Source organism: Paenibacillus sp. 1SOY10, assembly GCF_056836745.1.
On record NZ_JBXENK010000005.1, the window covers coordinates 34,801 to 49,428 of the forward strand.

Consider the following 14,628-nt stretch of genomic DNA (forward strand, 5'->3'; position numbering starts at 1 on the left):
GAATTCGTATAGGGGGTAAGTTTTCATGGTCAAACACCCGGTTACCGTTCGTTTGAAGACGGGGCTCCACGCTAGACCGGCTGCGCTTTTCGTACAGGAAGCGAATAAATATTCTTCCGAAGTTTTCGTTGAGAAGGACGATAAAAAAGTCAATGCCAAGAGCATTATGGGTATTATGAGTCTTGCAATTAGCACAGGTACCGAGATTTACATCAGTGCAGAAGGTGCGGATGCCGAGCAAGCGGCAAGCGCTTTAATCAGTTTGGTTAGCAAGGAAGAGTTGGAGAACCAGTAATTTTCTGACGTAGGAAAACGAGGGGATGCATCCGTTTCAATAACGGGTCCATCCTTTTTTTGCGTGTGCTGCAACATTTGTCCACCGGCCACGTCTAGTAGGTAAATGTAGCAATATCAAATATGAACATGGAGGTCATGCATCATGAAGACATGGATGAAGCCTGCCGCAGCACTGGCAATTGCAGGAGCAATGGTGGTTGGAGGTACATTTCTGGCTGGCGTATTGAATTCACCGAAGACGGTGAATGCTGCTGAAGCATCAGCGCGCAATATTGTCACAGTTGAAGGAAGTGGGAAATTGTCGGTGAAGCCGGACATCGCTTATTTATCGATAGGAGCGGCTACAGAAGCGAAGACGGCGAAGGAAGCACAAGCTGCGAATGCAACCAAGATTGCAGCATTGACGAAGCTGTTGAAGGACACTTGGGGTATTGCCGACAAGGACATTCAAACCGGACAATTCTACGTGCAGCCTAATTACAGCTACAATGACAAGGAAGGGCAACAAATTAAAGGCTATTCGGCCCAGCATACGCTAAAGGTAACTTATCGGGACTTGGAGAAGGTCGGCCAATTGCTTGATGCCGCTGCCGCTGCGGGTGCCAACCGAATCGATAATATTAGCTTTAGCACCGAAAACCCGGATCAATATCAAGAGCAAGTGATTCAGAAGGCTGTGGACGATGCGGGTAAGAAAGCGCAGGCCATTGCCAAAGCAACCGGGCGTCAAATTGGGATCGTCTTAAGTGTGAGTCAAGGCAGCATGGCCACACCGATGTACAGAGAGAGCTATGAGATGCTGAACAGTGCCGCGAAGGTGGCAGATCAAAGCACCGCAATTGAGCCTGGAGAAATTGACTTGCAAACGACACTGACCGTGATTTATGAGTTGAAATAAATTTTACATCAAGTCCTGACTTTGAGACATCCATTAGCCTTTGCCCGTCTGTATCTAGACGCGGCAAAGGTTAATTTATTTTACAAATTTACAGCAAGCTCGAATATAGGTTAATGCCTTGTTTAGCGGCGTGAGCATAAGGGGAATATAAAGGCGAGAACTAAATAAATTGGATATAAAAAGTGTTGTAACCCGCAGGAAAACAAGGTATAGTGAATATGCGAAAAAATGAATCGTTTGAGAGGTTAAAGCCATACCAATGGATATGGCTTTTTTTTCTTAAATAGAGGTAAGTATTAATATCAGGAGTTGATGTCAAGATGATTGAACTGGCCGCTGTAGAGAAACGCTTTGCCGGACAGGTCGCCTTGCATCCGCTATCGCTCACAATTAAGGAAGGTGAATTCCTTACCTTGCTGGGCCCAAGCGGCTGCGGCAAAACGACGATTCTACGTATGATCGCCGGGTTTGAACAGCCAACCGGAGGGAAAATCCTGCTGGACGGACAAGACCTAACGAATCTGCCGCCGAATCGCCGGGATTTGAACCTTGTCTTTCAACATTATGCTTTGTTTCCGCATATGACGGTGGAAGAAAATGTCGCCTTCGGGCTGAAAATGAAAAAGATGCCAGCACAGCAGCAGCGGGAGCGCGTGCAGGAAGCGGTTGAAATGACGCAATTAACCGCACTAACCAAACGTTACCCGCATCAATTATCTGGCGGACAACAGCAACGGGTTGCTATCGCGCGGGCTATTGCCAACAAACCGCGGGTTCTCTTGCTGGACGAGCCGCTTGGCGCGCTTGATTTGCAGCTTCGTAAAAGTCTGCAAGCCGAGTTGAAGCAGTTACAGCGGAGCTTGGGAATCACGTTTGTCTACGTGACGCATGACCAGGAGGAAGCGATGATGATGTCCGATCGCATCGTGGTTATGAATAGCGGTCGCGTAGAGCAAATCGGTACGCCGAAAGAAATCTACGCCCAGCCGGCAACCCTATTCTCTGCGACCTTCGTGGGAGAGAATAATGTATTTTCGCGTGATGGCGAGTTATTTGCCGTTCGGCCGGAGAAGCTACAAGCAATTAGTGGTGACGCGATTAGCGGAGCCAAGCGCAGTGGCGAAGTGCTGGATGTGCTGTACTTGGGTGGTGTCCACAAGTTGGTTGTTCAGCTTGATAATGAACCCATGCGCGTATCGGTTGTGCTCGGCGGAGAAGATGAGGGGTCGTGGCAAGTTGGAGAAGCGGTTGGGGTGAATTGGAAGTCAGAAGATGAGGTGGTTATCGGCTCATGAGAAGATCAAGCTTGAGTACGTTGCCGGTCCTCTTGTGGCTCTGTCTGTTTCTGGTTGTCCCTATGTTGATTGTGGTCGGCATTTCCTTTATGGGTCGGGATGAGCTCGGCAATGTGGTGCCTGGCTTCAATCTGGAGTCGTACAAGTTGTTTTTTGACCCGCTATATTTGGGTATATATTGGGATACGATCGTGTTGTCTGTGCTTACGACGGCATTGTGTCTGCTGCTAAGCTATCCGTTAGCCTATTATATTGCGAATGCCGGTCCGAGAATGCAAACCTGGGGCCTTGTCCTCATTACCGTACCTTTCTGGATTAATTTTCTGATTCGGACCTACGCCTGGGTGTTGTTATTGCGAACGCAAGGCGTTGTGAATGAACTGCTGCTAGGAACCGGCTTGATACATGAGCCGCTGCAAATGCTGTATACCAAGGGAGCCGTGCTGCTGGGAATGGTGTATACCTTTATCCCGTTTATGGTGCTGCCGATTTATGTCGCTTTGGAGCAGATGGACAAGAAGCTGCTGGAGGCGGCTTCCGATCTTGGGGCTACCCGCTGGAAATCGTTCTGGCATATCACTTTGCCGCAGACCAAATCGGGGATTATGACCGGTTCCGTGCTGGTGTATGTCTCGACTACCGGAATGTTTGTCGTCACCGATATTCTTGGAGGCGCAAAATCCGCGATGATCAGCAATATCATTCAAAGCCAGTTCCTGGGTGCCCGCAACTGGCCGTTTGGCTCGGCGTTGTCGGTCATCTTTGTCATCACGTCGCTGATTATGATCCTGCTCTTTAATCGGGCGATGACCTCACGATATCAATCATCGCGGGAGGTGCGCTCATGAAGACGAAGAATCACCCGATCTTGGGCATACACTCTTTGCTGTTAATGATCTTCATTTATGTGCCCATCGGATTTATTGTGGCGTATTCATTTAACAGTTCCAGGCTGGCCGCGGATTGGAGCGGTTTTACATTTGATTGGTACATTTCCCTATTTCAGAATCGACATGTCATGGAGGCACTTACCAATAGTTTGATTGTGGCTGCCGTCTCAACCATCGTCTCGACGGTATTGGGTACGTTGGCTGCTCTGGCCATGCGCAAGCTGGGAAGACGTTTCAAGACCGGAATGGGTGGACTATTGTATCTGCCTATTATTATTCCGGACATTATTATGGGGTTAAGCTTGTTGGTCTTGTTCAATCAAATCAACATGCCGCTGGGCAAGATAACGATTATTATCGCTCATATTACCTTTAGCTTGTCTTACGTTTATGTTGTCGTAACGACTCGATTATCGGGGATGGGGGGACAACTGGAGGAAGCGGCTCAGGATTTGGGTGCCAGCGCGTGGCAAACCTTCCGTCATGTGACTCTACCGCAAATTTCGCCAGGGATTATATCCGGTGCATTGATCGCATTCACATTGTCGCTGGACGACTTTATGGTCAGCTTTTTTGTCAGTGGGCCGAATTCAACAACATTGCCCATTTACATTTACGGACAGGTCAAACGGGGTATTTCCCCGGAAATTAACGCGTTGTGTACGATTTTGATCGTAGTGACCGTGACCTTAATTTTCCTGGCGCAATTTATGTTGAATCGTGGCAAGGGCCAGAAGAAGAAGTCGATGCTGCCATTTTAAGCTCTGTTAGTAAAAGGTTAGACAAGAAGGGAGATCGAGAATTGAAAAAAATAAAATGGGCTGGCCTGGTGCTGGCGGGAATGATGGTAACCGGACTACTATCCGGGTGTGGATCGTCGAAGGAAACACTCAATATTTATAGCTGGGCCGATAACTTTGACGAGGAAGTGCTGGAGCAGTTCGAGCAAGAGTTTGACGTAAAGATTAACTATGACGTATTTGCCAACAACGAGGATTTGCTGGCCAAGATCAAGGCAGGCGGGGGCGGATATGATTTGATTCAACCGTCCGATTATATGGTGGCTACGATGATCAAGCAGGATTTGCTGGCACCGCTGGATATGAACAACATCCCGAATTTTGAGGGGTTATCGGATGCTTATAAGGACCCGTCCTACGACCCGGGGAACAAATACTCCATCGTTTACATGTCGGGAGTCACGGGCATTGCCTACAACACCAAATATGTCAAAGATGAGATCGATAGCTGGGAGGACCTGTGGAATCCTGAATATAAGGGCAAGGTTATTTTGCTAGACGATAACCGTGAAGTCATCGGGATGGCGCTCAAGAAGAACGGGCAATCCAACAGTTCGACAGATGAAGGGCAAATTAATCAAGCTGTAGCTGATTTGAAGAGTCTCTTGCCTAGTGTACTTGCCTTCGATACGGATAATATCAAGCAGAAGATGATTCAGGAGGAAGGCTGGATTGCTACCGTATGGTCGGGAGATGCCTCCTTTATCGCTCAGGATAATCCGGATGTGGCTTATGTCGTACCGAAGGAAGGCGGAACGATCTGGTCGGATAACTATGCCATTCCAAAGGATGCGCAGAATAAAGAATTGGCCGAGAAATTTATCAACTTTATGATGACTCCGGAGATCAGTGCCAAGAATTATGAATCCATCGGCTATAGTGATCCGAATACAAAGGCCGCCGAATTCCATAGTGAAGAGTATCTGAACGATAAAATGATTAACCTGTCTGAGGAGGAACTGTCCCGTACAGAGTGGCTTGGGGATGTGTCCGATAAGCTGCAGCTTTATGATCGTCTTTGGACAGAACTGAAGAGCGGACGGGAATAGTGGATTACGGTTAATAGCAGCAAATGGAATATGAGAGCGTCGTGGTCTCCTGACTAGGGAGACTACGACGTTTTTTGTATCCTGGGATGTACATGAAAAGCTACCAGCAAGGCCATAATTTAAATATTCACTAACAAAAGGGTGGCGATCACAGATGAAACCAAGCGTTAAAGGGAAAGGGATAGCATTGTTTATCACGACGGGGCTGTTATTAGCCGGTGTTGGATTAGTGCCTGCCGAGGCAAGGGCAACAGATCCCGGAATGCCTGCGAACCTGCATACAGGAGCTCGTACGGAAGTAGTTCGTCCAACAGCCGCACCTCAGCAAGCCAGCGTCCGTGTCACCAATCACACGATTGAGAAGAAAATTCCCGAGGCGTCGATTAAAGTCGATTATCCGCAGATTAGCGGATTGAAGAACCGGGCGGTGCAGAAGCAAATCAACCGTTTGCTCAAGGGGAAAGCCGAGACCTTCGCGGCCAATTCGCTCAAGGAAGCCAAAGCAAGCCAGCCTAGCACACCAAGTGGCAATCCTTACGAGTATGTCGGCACCTACAAGGTGACCTATAACGGCAATGGAGTGCTTAGTTTGTATCAGGACACCTACTCCTTCACGGGTGGTGCCCATGGCGTGACTTACCGCGAGGGCCTGACCTTCCGCCTTAGCGACGGCAAGCTGCTTACTCTGGATGAGCTGCTGCGAGCGAATCCCAATTATCGCAGTATCGTTGATCCGGACATTGCCAAGCAGCTTCAGCAAACGGAAGGTTACTTTGGCAATTTCAAGACAGTGGGTCCTAACCCTTCGTATTATGTTAAAGATCAGGGTGTGACAATATTTTTCCAACTGTATGATTATCTGCCTTACGTCTATGGGTTTCCAGAATATTATTTCCCGTTCTCCAAGCTGCTGCCACCGGGGGCCGATCCTTTCAACTTCAAAACACGCTAAAAAATTAGCTAAGCTGCTCTGCATGGCATCCTGTCATGTGAAGCAGCTTTTTTTATGGAGAGAAGGCGACAAACCTCCTTGCTTTTTGCAGTAAAACGTTTACAATAAATATCAGCTATCGTAATGTTAACGTGAACATAATAAGCTTGCATGAAAATCGGAAGATCAGATCGAAGGGAGCAGGGGAAATGGCGAAGAAGTTTCTGGGGAAAAATTTTCTGCTGAATAGTGAAGCGGCTGAGGTACTCTACCATCAATATGCCAAGGAATTGCCCATCATCGATTACCACTGTCATCTAAGTCCGGAGGAGATCTATGAGAACAAGACTTTCCGCAACCTGACGGAAGCTTGGCTGGGTGGAGACCACTATAAGTGGCGCGTGATGCGGGCATGTGGTGTGGATGAGTCGTTGATTACCGGGGATGCGGAGGATTACGACAAATTTCTGGCCTGGGCTTCTGTCATGCCGAAGCTGATAGGCAATCCACTGTATCATTGGACGCACTTGGAGTTGCAGCGTTTCTTCGATATTCGGGAGCTGCTGAATGAGCAGACGGCTCCTGCAATTTGGGAGAAAGCAAATGCCAAGCTGCAAGGGGAAGGCTTTGGAGCCAGGGATTTGATTACCAAGTCGAAGGTAACGGTAGTTTGCACGACGGATGATCCGGCAGATTCGCTGGAATATCATTTTAAGATTAAGGAACTGGAGGGTTTTACAGCCAAAGTGCTACCCAGCTTCCGTCCCGATAAATTTCTGGAGATTAACCGGGCGACCTTCAAGCCGTGGCTGGGCAAGCTGGAAGCTGTGACGGGTAAGCCGATCAAGAGTTATGGGGCCCTGCTGGAGGCACTTGAAGCAAGAATCGACTTCTTCCACGAGGTGGGGGGCCGGGTGTCGGATCATGCACTGGATACACTTGAGTATCGGGAGACAACCCGGAAGGAAGCGGATGCGATCTTCGCCAAGGTGCTGAGCAAAGGCAAGGTAACGCCGCTGGAAGAGAAGAAATACAAATCATATACAATGCGCTTCCTGGGACAGGCGTACGCAGCACGTGGCTGGGCGATGCAATTGCACATCCATGCTCTGCGGAATGTGAATACGGCAATGTTCAAGCAGCTTGGACCCGATACCGGCTATGATGCTATTAACGATGGCCAAGTAGCGGATGCGCTGGCCGGGCTTCTGGACGGCATTCAGAAGGCCGGAGAGTTGCCCAAGACCATATTGTACTCCCTAAATGCTAACGATTACGCGGTTCTGGCAAGTATCATGGGGAGCTTTCAGGGCGGTGGTGTTCCTGGTAAAGTCCAACTGGGCACGGCCTGGTGGTTCAACGATACGAAGGAAGGCATGATCGAGCAGATGAAGACCTTGGCTAATCTGGGCGTGCTGTCTCAATTCGTCGGAATGCTGACCGACTCCCGGAGCTTCCTGTCTTATCCGCGTCATGAGTATTTCCGGCGTATTTTGTGCGATGTATTAGGTGATTGGGTAGACCGGGGAGAAGCACCGGAGGATTACGAGCTACTCGGCCAGATCGTTACGGATATATGTTATGATAACGCCGAGCGCTATTTTGCGTTTCCTGAATAGAAGAGAGGAAGGACGCTTCTTATGTCCGCAACGATTAAGGACATCGCCAGGTTGGCGAATGTCTCACATATGACGGTCTCCCGGGCGCTCAATAACAGTCCGCTCATCAAGGAGGAGACCCGGCGCAAAATTAAGGAAATTGCCGAGCAGCTTAATTACGTTCCGAATGTTAACGCGAAGAGTCTGGTACTGCAACGCTCCCACACGATTGGCCTGTTCTTTACGAGTATGGCCCAGGGAACTTCCTCCAGCTTCCTGGCTGAGGCCCTGCGCGGTGTGAACCAAGGCATTGGCGTCCAGTACAATTTGTTTGTTCGTGGTATCGATGATTATGAGGACTACGCTCCGATCCATCGTCGCGCTTTTGATGGCATTCTATTGATGAGCCAAAGCGAACGTGATGATGCGTTCATCGGGCATGTGCGCGAGCAGGAAATTCCCTTGGTCGTGCTTAATCGTGACTTGGGCAGGCAAGATTCGGGGATTGTGAATTTGGCTTCTAATGATCGGGAAGGGGCGGAGGAGCTAACCCGTTATCTTATTGCTGGTGGTCACACTCGAATTGCTCTGATTAAAGGAATTTCTGGATATAAATCAACAGCGGAGCGGACTGAGGGCTATCAACAAGCAATGCGTGCGGCAGGGCTTGTGGCAAGTGAGCCGTATATCGTGGAAGGTCGCTATGACGTGGAGAGTGGATATGAGGCTATGCGGCAACTGCTGTCCCTGAAGGAACGTCCTTCTGCTGTATTTTGCGGTAATGACGATATGGCCATTGGTGCGATGAAGGCCGCAGCCGAAGCAGGCGTGAGTATCCCTGCAGATATCTCAGTCGTGGGCTTCGACGATATCGGCTTTGCCTCCTACACGACGCCTCCCTTAACAACGGTGAAGCGGCCTATCGAGCAGCTATCTCTCATGGGCGCGCGCAAAGTGCTTGAATGGATTGAGCAAGGGACAGGAACCGGTGAGCGGGTGCTTATGGATACCCAATTGATTCGCCGGGAGTCGGTTCGTTTGCTGGTATGAGTAGAACACAACAAACTCCAATTCGCCTGGAAGATGGCTCTTCCTGCGCATTGGAGTTTGTTGTTTGATGCTGAGTTTAAACTACCTCCACCGGTATGAGTTCGAAGGTGTTCACGTCGGCCAAGCCGCGATTTGTGATACGAAGCTCTGGAATAACGGGCAGGGCAATCAGGGAGAAGGTCATGAACGGTGCGTTTAGCTCACAGCCGAGCGTTCTCCAGGCTTCCTCCAGTTGCTTCACCTGAGCTACAACCTTCTCTAGTGGTTGGTCTGACATCAGCCCGGCAATGACCATCGGGACGGCGGCAAGTACCTGACCATCCAGGACAGCGATCATACCGCCGCCCAGCTTGGCAAGCTCAGTCGCAGCGAAGGCCATATCCTCGGGGCTGGCCCCCATGACCAGCAGATTGTGGCTGTCATGAGCAACCGTGGACGCCACTGCCCCCCGCTTCAAGCCGAAGCCGCGAGCGAAGGCCAATGACAGATCGTCGGAGCCGCGATGGCGGTCGATGCAGGCGAGCGTTATGATGTCCTGCTCCGGGGCAGGACGCAACACGCCAGTGCTATCGACCTGCACGGTAGCCGTTCCTTTTTGTGTACGAGCACTGTTCTCAATGACGTCGATGACGTGAATGGTAGTCTCACTTTTACCGCTGCCCTGGCTATGATAAAGGAAATCCTCGGCGGTTAACGTCCGTGTCAAATGAACTGACTGGCGAGCCTCCGGTGGATATTGATAGACCGGGAATTCGAAGCAAAGACCTCCGCTATCAAATATGACCTCTCCATCCGTAACGACGGTGGAAGGCTCCATCCGGGATAGATCGTCAATTAGCAGCAGGTCGGCGAATTTACCGGGCGCAAGGCTCCCGACATCTCCGTCTACCTTGAAGTGCCGAGCCGTGTTGATGGTAGCCATCTGAATGGCTGTGACCGGATCAACTCCTTCTTCAATAGCACGGCGCACAACGTGGTTGATGTGGCCTTGTTCAATCAAGGTTTGCGGGTAGACATCGTCAGTAACAAGAAGGATTTGGGTCGGATTCACGTGATCTTCGGTCACGACCTTGATAACCTCCTTGACATCTTGCCAGGCGGAGCCTTCCCGAATCATCAAATGCATGCCAAGCCGAAGCTTGGTCAAGCCTTGCTCACGTGTAATCGTCTCGTGGCAGGAGGTCACGCCGGAAGCGATGTAAGCTTGAAGCAGGGCTTCGTCATCACTGGGGAAATGCCCGGTAACCGTTTTGCCTGCTTCCATCGTTGCCCGAATCTCGCCAAGCATCTTCGGATCGCCATCAACGACACCGGGGAAGTTCATGACTTCACCAAGCCCCTCCACGCCGGGCCAGGTCATGCCGTCAGCGATGTCCTCGACGCCAAGGGCGGCCCCGGCATCCTCCAGATGATCCGTTGCCGGCACGCAGGAGGGGAAGGTAGTGTATACCTTTAGCGGCAAGGCTTGTCCTTCCTCATGCATCCAGCGCACACCTTCGCGGCCAAAGACATTAGCAATCTCATGAGGGTCCATGAAGATGCCGGTGGTCCCTTTGGCAAGAGCCGCCTTGGCAAATTCCGTGACCGACAGCATCGTACTCTCCACGTGCATATGGCCATCCAGCAATCCAGGGGAGATGTAACGACCCTCGGCCTCAATGATTTTCGTCTTCTCGCCAATCGTATGTGCGGCGTCACCTACGTAAGCAATTCGCCCCGCAGCAATAGCGATATCCGTATGGGGCAGTAGTTCCCCCGTATAAACGTTCACTAGAGTCCCGTTCTTGACCACCAGGTCAGCCTTTACTTGCCCCTTGGCGACATCTGCCAGCACCTGGCTAACCTCGTGTAGTTTCTTTCTCTCCGCTTGTCTGTTCATCTTTCGGTTCGCTCCCTTGCATTTGGCATCTGTCTTATTATCTATTCCCTCATTCTAGCAAGAAAAGGCTGCCCCGAGAACAGTTTTTCTGTTCGGGCAGCCTTATAGAGGTTGTTCAAAGAGTCGTCTTCAATTACAGCAGCTTAGTTTAAGCGTTCGCCGCAGGATTGATTTTCTCGATGACCTTGTCAACTAGGCCATATTCTTTCGCTTCAGCCGCGCTCATGAAGTAGTCGCGGTCGGTATCCTTCTCGATTCGTTCCAGCGGTTGGCCGGTCCGTTCTGCCAGGATTTGATTCAACTTGTCACGCATTTTGAGGATGCGGCGGGCACGGATTTCAATATCCGTTGCTTGACCTTCCGCACCACCGAGTGGTTGATGGATCATGATCTCACTGTTCGGTAACGCGTAGCGTTTGCCAGGAGCACCGGCATTGAGCAGGAAGGCACCCATCGAAGCGGCCATACCTACGCAAATTGTGGATACATCGGATTTGATAAACTGCATTGTATCGAAAATCGCCATGCCCGCTGTAATGGAACCGCCCGGGCTATTAATGTAAAGAGAGATGTCCTTCGTGGGATCTTCCGCATCCAGAAACAACATCTGCGCGATGATGGAGTTGGCGACGACATCATTCACTTGGGAGCCCAGAAAGATGATCCGATCCTTGAGCAGTCTGGAATAAATGTCATATGCGCGCTCCCCGCGGTTGCTTTGTTCAACGACCATAGGAATATAACTCACCAATAAAACCTCCTTGAATTTGGAGCGGCTACTTAGGGCTTAATCCGGAGGAACACTTCCGCTTTGGGAAGGTCCGGCGGCGGTCCACAGGTAACCTCTCTTGTGGAATGTAATCATTCAAATCTCGCCACTCATCTATATCAGAGGTTGTTCAAAAAGTTGTCTTTCCAGAACGAAGCAGTTCAAGGAGTAAATTCGACATCGAATCTTGAATTCAGCCGGGCCTAGCATATGCTTCCGTAGTATGTTTCCTTCAGAAACATTTGAGTTGCTCACGTACCCATGCTTCCGAAGTCGTTTTCTCCGAAAGCGTGTAGCTCCGCTACTCAGTCCCTAGCTTCATCCAACCTTCTTGGTCCTGAAAACCCGACTTTTTGAACACGCACTATCAGAATAGACGGAAACGAAAAAGATTAACCTCATCATAACTAATTTGCTTGAGAAAGTCAAAGAAAGTCAAACTCAAAAAATAAAAAAAGCACTGCGGGTTCCCCGAGGCTTGTTTTGGTTAATGATCAATGAGCTATGTTTAAAAAATAATGGCGCGCCCGCGAGGAATCGAACCTCGATCTCAGGCTCCGGAGGCCTACGTCATATCCATTGGACCACGGGCGCAAATTAGCGAACAAAAATGATTATATGTTATGTAGAAGATAATTGCAAGCCATTGCTAGTATTAAATAACCACTGCTCCATCTCTACAGGAATTTTATAAAAATAGCATTCGACAAAATCCCCTTAAAACGCCGCTGTTTCGCTGCTTCTTTAAATATGAAGGTATAAGAGCCCCGAATTATGCCAATTATACGGACAGTCATGCTTGCAACAGAGCTAAAAATTAGTTAGAATATTGGTGGGACTTAAAAAGTTAACCCGGGACATTTTAAGACCAGGAGATGGAGAGAGAAGACGAAGCTTGCAGGAGTGGAAAGCATGCGAAATGTATTAGATATTCAAAAGCAGCTTCTTCCTGATCTCATGGACATTCTCAAGAAAAGGTACACCATACTTCACCAGATCATGTTATCCGACGTCATTGGCCGTAGAACGCTGGCAACTTCACTGGACATGACCGAGCGTGTGTTGCGTGCCGAAACGGATCTCCTCAAGGCCCAAGGCCTGATTGAGATCGAGAATATTGGCATGAGAATCAGCGACGCAGGTCGGAAACTGCTGGAGGGCCTGGAGCCGATTGTGAATGAGCTGTTTGGCCTTTCCAATTTGGAAGAGAAGATTCGTCAGCATTATGGTCTACGCAAAGTCGTGATCGTACCCGGAGACTGCGAAACCTCGCCAATGGTCAAGCGGGAGTTGGGCCGGGCGGGTGCCAAGGCACTTCTTGGAGCTATGTGCGGAAATGATGTGGTGGCGGTCACTGGCGGTACTACGCTGGCGGAAGTCGCGGATCAACTAAATCCGTCTCAGGGTGTCACCATGAAGCAGAGCTGGTTCGTACCGGCTCGCGGCGGACTTGGCGAAAGCCTGGAGATTCAAGCGAACACGATTGCTTCCGGTATGGCGAAGCGGGTAGGGGCAGGTTATCGTCTGCTGCATGTTCCCGATTTGCTGGGCAAAGAAGCCTATGAATCCTTGGTGCATGATCCGAACATTCAGGATATTGTCAACATGATTCGCCAGGCGCGAATTGTGGTGCACGGTATCGGCGATGCCATGGAGATGGCTCGGCGGCGCAAGCTGGAGCAGACCGTGGTTAAGGATATTCAGAGCGAAGGCGCTTTGGCTGAATCGTTTGGCTACTATTTTAATGAAGATGGCATTGTCGTGCATAAGATGCTGACCCTCGGCCTTCGTCTGGAGGATATTCGGAAGACGGAGACGGTGATTGGTATCGCTGGCGGCAAGACGAAGGCAAGAGCAATCCATTCGGTGCTGCGCTTTGGGCATGAGGATATTCTGGTGACTGATGAAGCAGCAGCAGAAGAAATCGTCAGCAGACTGGAATAGGATTCCGGGCAAGAGAAGCTCTTATTAACTATTGTTTACTCATGGCGGGCTTTTCGGCCTGTCTTGAATAATAAAAAAAACGAACACTGGGAGGAACTATTTAATGAGCGTAAAAGTAGGGATTAACGGGTTTGGACGTATTGGACGTTTGGCTTTCCGCCGCATTCAAAACGTGGAAGGTATTGAAGTAGTAGCGATCAATGACCTGACAGATGCAAAAATGTTGGCTCATTTGTTGAAATATGATACGACGCAAGGCCGCTTCGACGGTGAAGTTGAAGTGCATGATGGCTTCTTCAAAGTTAACGGCAAAGAAGTTAAGGTTCTGGCTAACCGCAACCCTGAAGAATTGCCTTGGGGCGACCTCGGCGTAGATATCGTTCTGGAATGCACAGGCTTCTTCACAACCAAAGAAGGCGCTGAAAAGCACCTTAAGGGCGGCGCGAAGAAAGTTGTTATCTCCGCTCCAGCTACTGGCGACATGAAGACCGTTGTTTACAACGTTAACCATGAAATCCTTGACGGTTCCGAAACGGTTATCTCCGGTGCATCTTGCACAACGAACTGCCTGGCACCTATGGCTAAAACCCTGAACGACAGCTTCGGCATCGTTGAAGGTTTGATGACTACGATCCACGCTTACACTGGCGACCAAAACACGCTGGATGCTCCTCATGCGAAAGGCGACTTCCGTCGTGCTCGTGCAGCAGCAGCAAACATCATTCCTAACACAACTGGCGCAGCTAAAGCTATCGGCCTGGTTATCCCTGAACTGAAAGGCAAGCTCGACGGTGCTGCTCAACGTGTACCTGTACCAACTGGTTCCCTGACTGAGCTTGTAACTGTTCTGGAAAAATCAGTTACAGTTGAAGAAGTAAACGCAGCAATGAAAGCCGCTTCCGATCCAGAAACTTTCGGTTACACTGAAGATGAAATCGTATCTTCCGATATCGTAGGTATCACTTACGGTTCCCTGTTTGATGCGACTCAAACGAAAGTAATGACTGTTGGCGACAAACAACTCGTTAAAACAGTAGCTTGGTACGACAACGAAATGTCCTACACAGCTCAATTGGTTCGTTCCCTGGAATACTTCGCAAAAAAAGTTAAGTAATATAGCAATGTCAAATGAGAAGATGCATTTGTGAATCTTCTCTAATATAACCAATCCAAAGAGGAGCGACCTGCCTAGAAGGACTCCTCTTTGGTTCATGCACCAAACACGGCA

General features: G+C 49.7%; 13 protein-coding genes and 1 tRNA gene. 11 read left to right on the forward strand and 3 right to left on the reverse strand.

Features of this window, described 5'->3' with window-relative positions:
• Positions 1–25 precede the first annotated feature (25 nt).
• From AC1VOR_RS14205 to AC1VOR_RS14245, 9 genes are all read left to right on the forward strand, one after another.
• Positions 26–295 (forward strand): HPr family phosphocarrier protein, encoded by a 270-nt coding sequence (locus AC1VOR_RS14205; RefSeq protein WP_018751856.1) that lies wholly within the window; start codon positions 26–28, stop codon positions 293–295.
• A gap of 144 nt (positions 296–439) precedes the next feature.
• Positions 440–1,195 (forward strand): SIMPL domain-containing protein, encoded by a 756-nt coding sequence (locus tag AC1VOR_RS14210; protein ID WP_482618606.1) that lies wholly within the window; start codon positions 440–442, stop codon positions 1,193–1,195.
• A 320-nt stretch (positions 1,196–1,515) separates the two neighbouring features.
• Positions 1,516–2,490 carry an ABC transporter ATP-binding protein gene (locus tag AC1VOR_RS14215; protein ID WP_482618607.1) on the forward strand — a complete coding sequence of 325 codons (975 nt, stop codon included), beginning with the start codon at positions 1,516–1,518 and terminating at the stop codon, positions 2,488–2,490.
• A complete protein-coding gene (locus AC1VOR_RS14220) occupies positions 2,487–3,338 on the forward strand; it encodes an ABC transporter permease (RefSeq protein WP_482618608.1) in 852 nt (283 codons plus the stop codon). The genes AC1VOR_RS14215 and AC1VOR_RS14220 overlap by 4 nt, the downstream gene beginning before the upstream one ends.
• Positions 3,335–4,141, forward strand: coding sequence for an ABC transporter permease (locus AC1VOR_RS14225; RefSeq protein ID WP_059048811.1), 807 nt, complete (start codon positions 3,335–3,337; stop codon positions 4,139–4,141). The genes AC1VOR_RS14220 and AC1VOR_RS14225 overlap by 4 nt, the downstream gene beginning before the upstream one ends.
• 41 nt (positions 4,142–4,182) lie before the next feature.
• Positions 4,183–5,229 (forward strand): ABC transporter substrate-binding protein, encoded by a 1,047-nt coding sequence (locus tag AC1VOR_RS14230; RefSeq protein ID WP_482618609.1) that lies wholly within the window; start codon positions 4,183–4,185, stop codon positions 5,227–5,229.
• A gap of 154 nt (positions 5,230–5,383) precedes the next feature.
• The gene (locus tag AC1VOR_RS14235) at positions 5,384–6,181 is read left to right on the forward strand and encodes a DUF3298 and DUF4163 domain-containing protein (protein ID WP_482618610.1); all 798 of its coding nucleotides are present in this window, start codon (positions 5,384–5,386) and stop codon (positions 6,179–6,181) included.
• A gap of 188 nt (positions 6,182–6,369) precedes the next feature.
• Positions 6,370–7,779, forward strand: a complete 1,410-nt coding sequence (gene uxaC / locus AC1VOR_RS14240; RefSeq protein ID WP_482618611.1) for a glucuronate isomerase — start codon at positions 6,370–6,372, stop codon at positions 7,777–7,779.
• 21 nt (positions 7,780–7,800) lie between these two features.
• Entirely contained in the window at positions 7,801–8,808 is a 1,008-nt protein-coding gene (locus AC1VOR_RS14245; RefSeq protein WP_482618612.1) for a LacI family DNA-binding transcriptional regulator, read from the forward strand.
• A gap of 76 nt (positions 8,809–8,884) precedes the next feature.
• On the opposite strand, the gene ade is transcribed toward AC1VOR_RS14245, so the two are convergent.
• From ade to AC1VOR_RS14260, 3 genes are all read right to left on the reverse strand, one after another.
• Positions 8,885–10,687 (reverse strand): adenine deaminase, encoded by a 1,803-nt coding sequence (gene ade, locus AC1VOR_RS14250; RefSeq protein ID WP_482618613.1) that lies wholly within the window; start codon positions 10,685–10,687, stop codon positions 8,885–8,887.
• A 148-nt stretch (positions 10,688–10,835) separates the two neighbouring features.
• Positions 10,836–11,435, reverse strand: a complete 600-nt coding sequence (gene clpP, locus AC1VOR_RS14255; protein WP_482618614.1) for an ATP-dependent Clp endopeptidase proteolytic subunit ClpP — start codon at positions 11,433–11,435, stop codon at positions 10,836–10,838.
• Positions 11,436–11,975: 540 nt separating this feature from the next.
• Positions 11,976–12,050 (reverse strand) — tRNA-Arg (locus tag AC1VOR_RS14260).
• Between the two features lie 318 nt (positions 12,051–12,368).
• Here AC1VOR_RS14260 and AC1VOR_RS14265 point away from each other — a divergent pair.
• Both AC1VOR_RS14265 and gap read left to right on the forward strand, forming a co-directional pair.
• Complete coding sequence (locus AC1VOR_RS14265) at positions 12,369–13,400, forward strand: sugar-binding transcriptional regulator (RefSeq protein WP_482618615.1); 1,032 nt, start codon at positions 12,369–12,371, stop codon at positions 13,398–13,400.
• A 103-nt stretch (positions 13,401–13,503) separates the two neighbouring features.
• Positions 13,504–14,514, forward strand: coding sequence for a type I glyceraldehyde-3-phosphate dehydrogenase (gene gap / locus AC1VOR_RS14270; RefSeq protein ID WP_059048819.1), 1,011 nt, complete (start codon positions 13,504–13,506; stop codon positions 14,512–14,514).
• Positions 14,515–14,628: the final 114 nt, after the last annotated feature.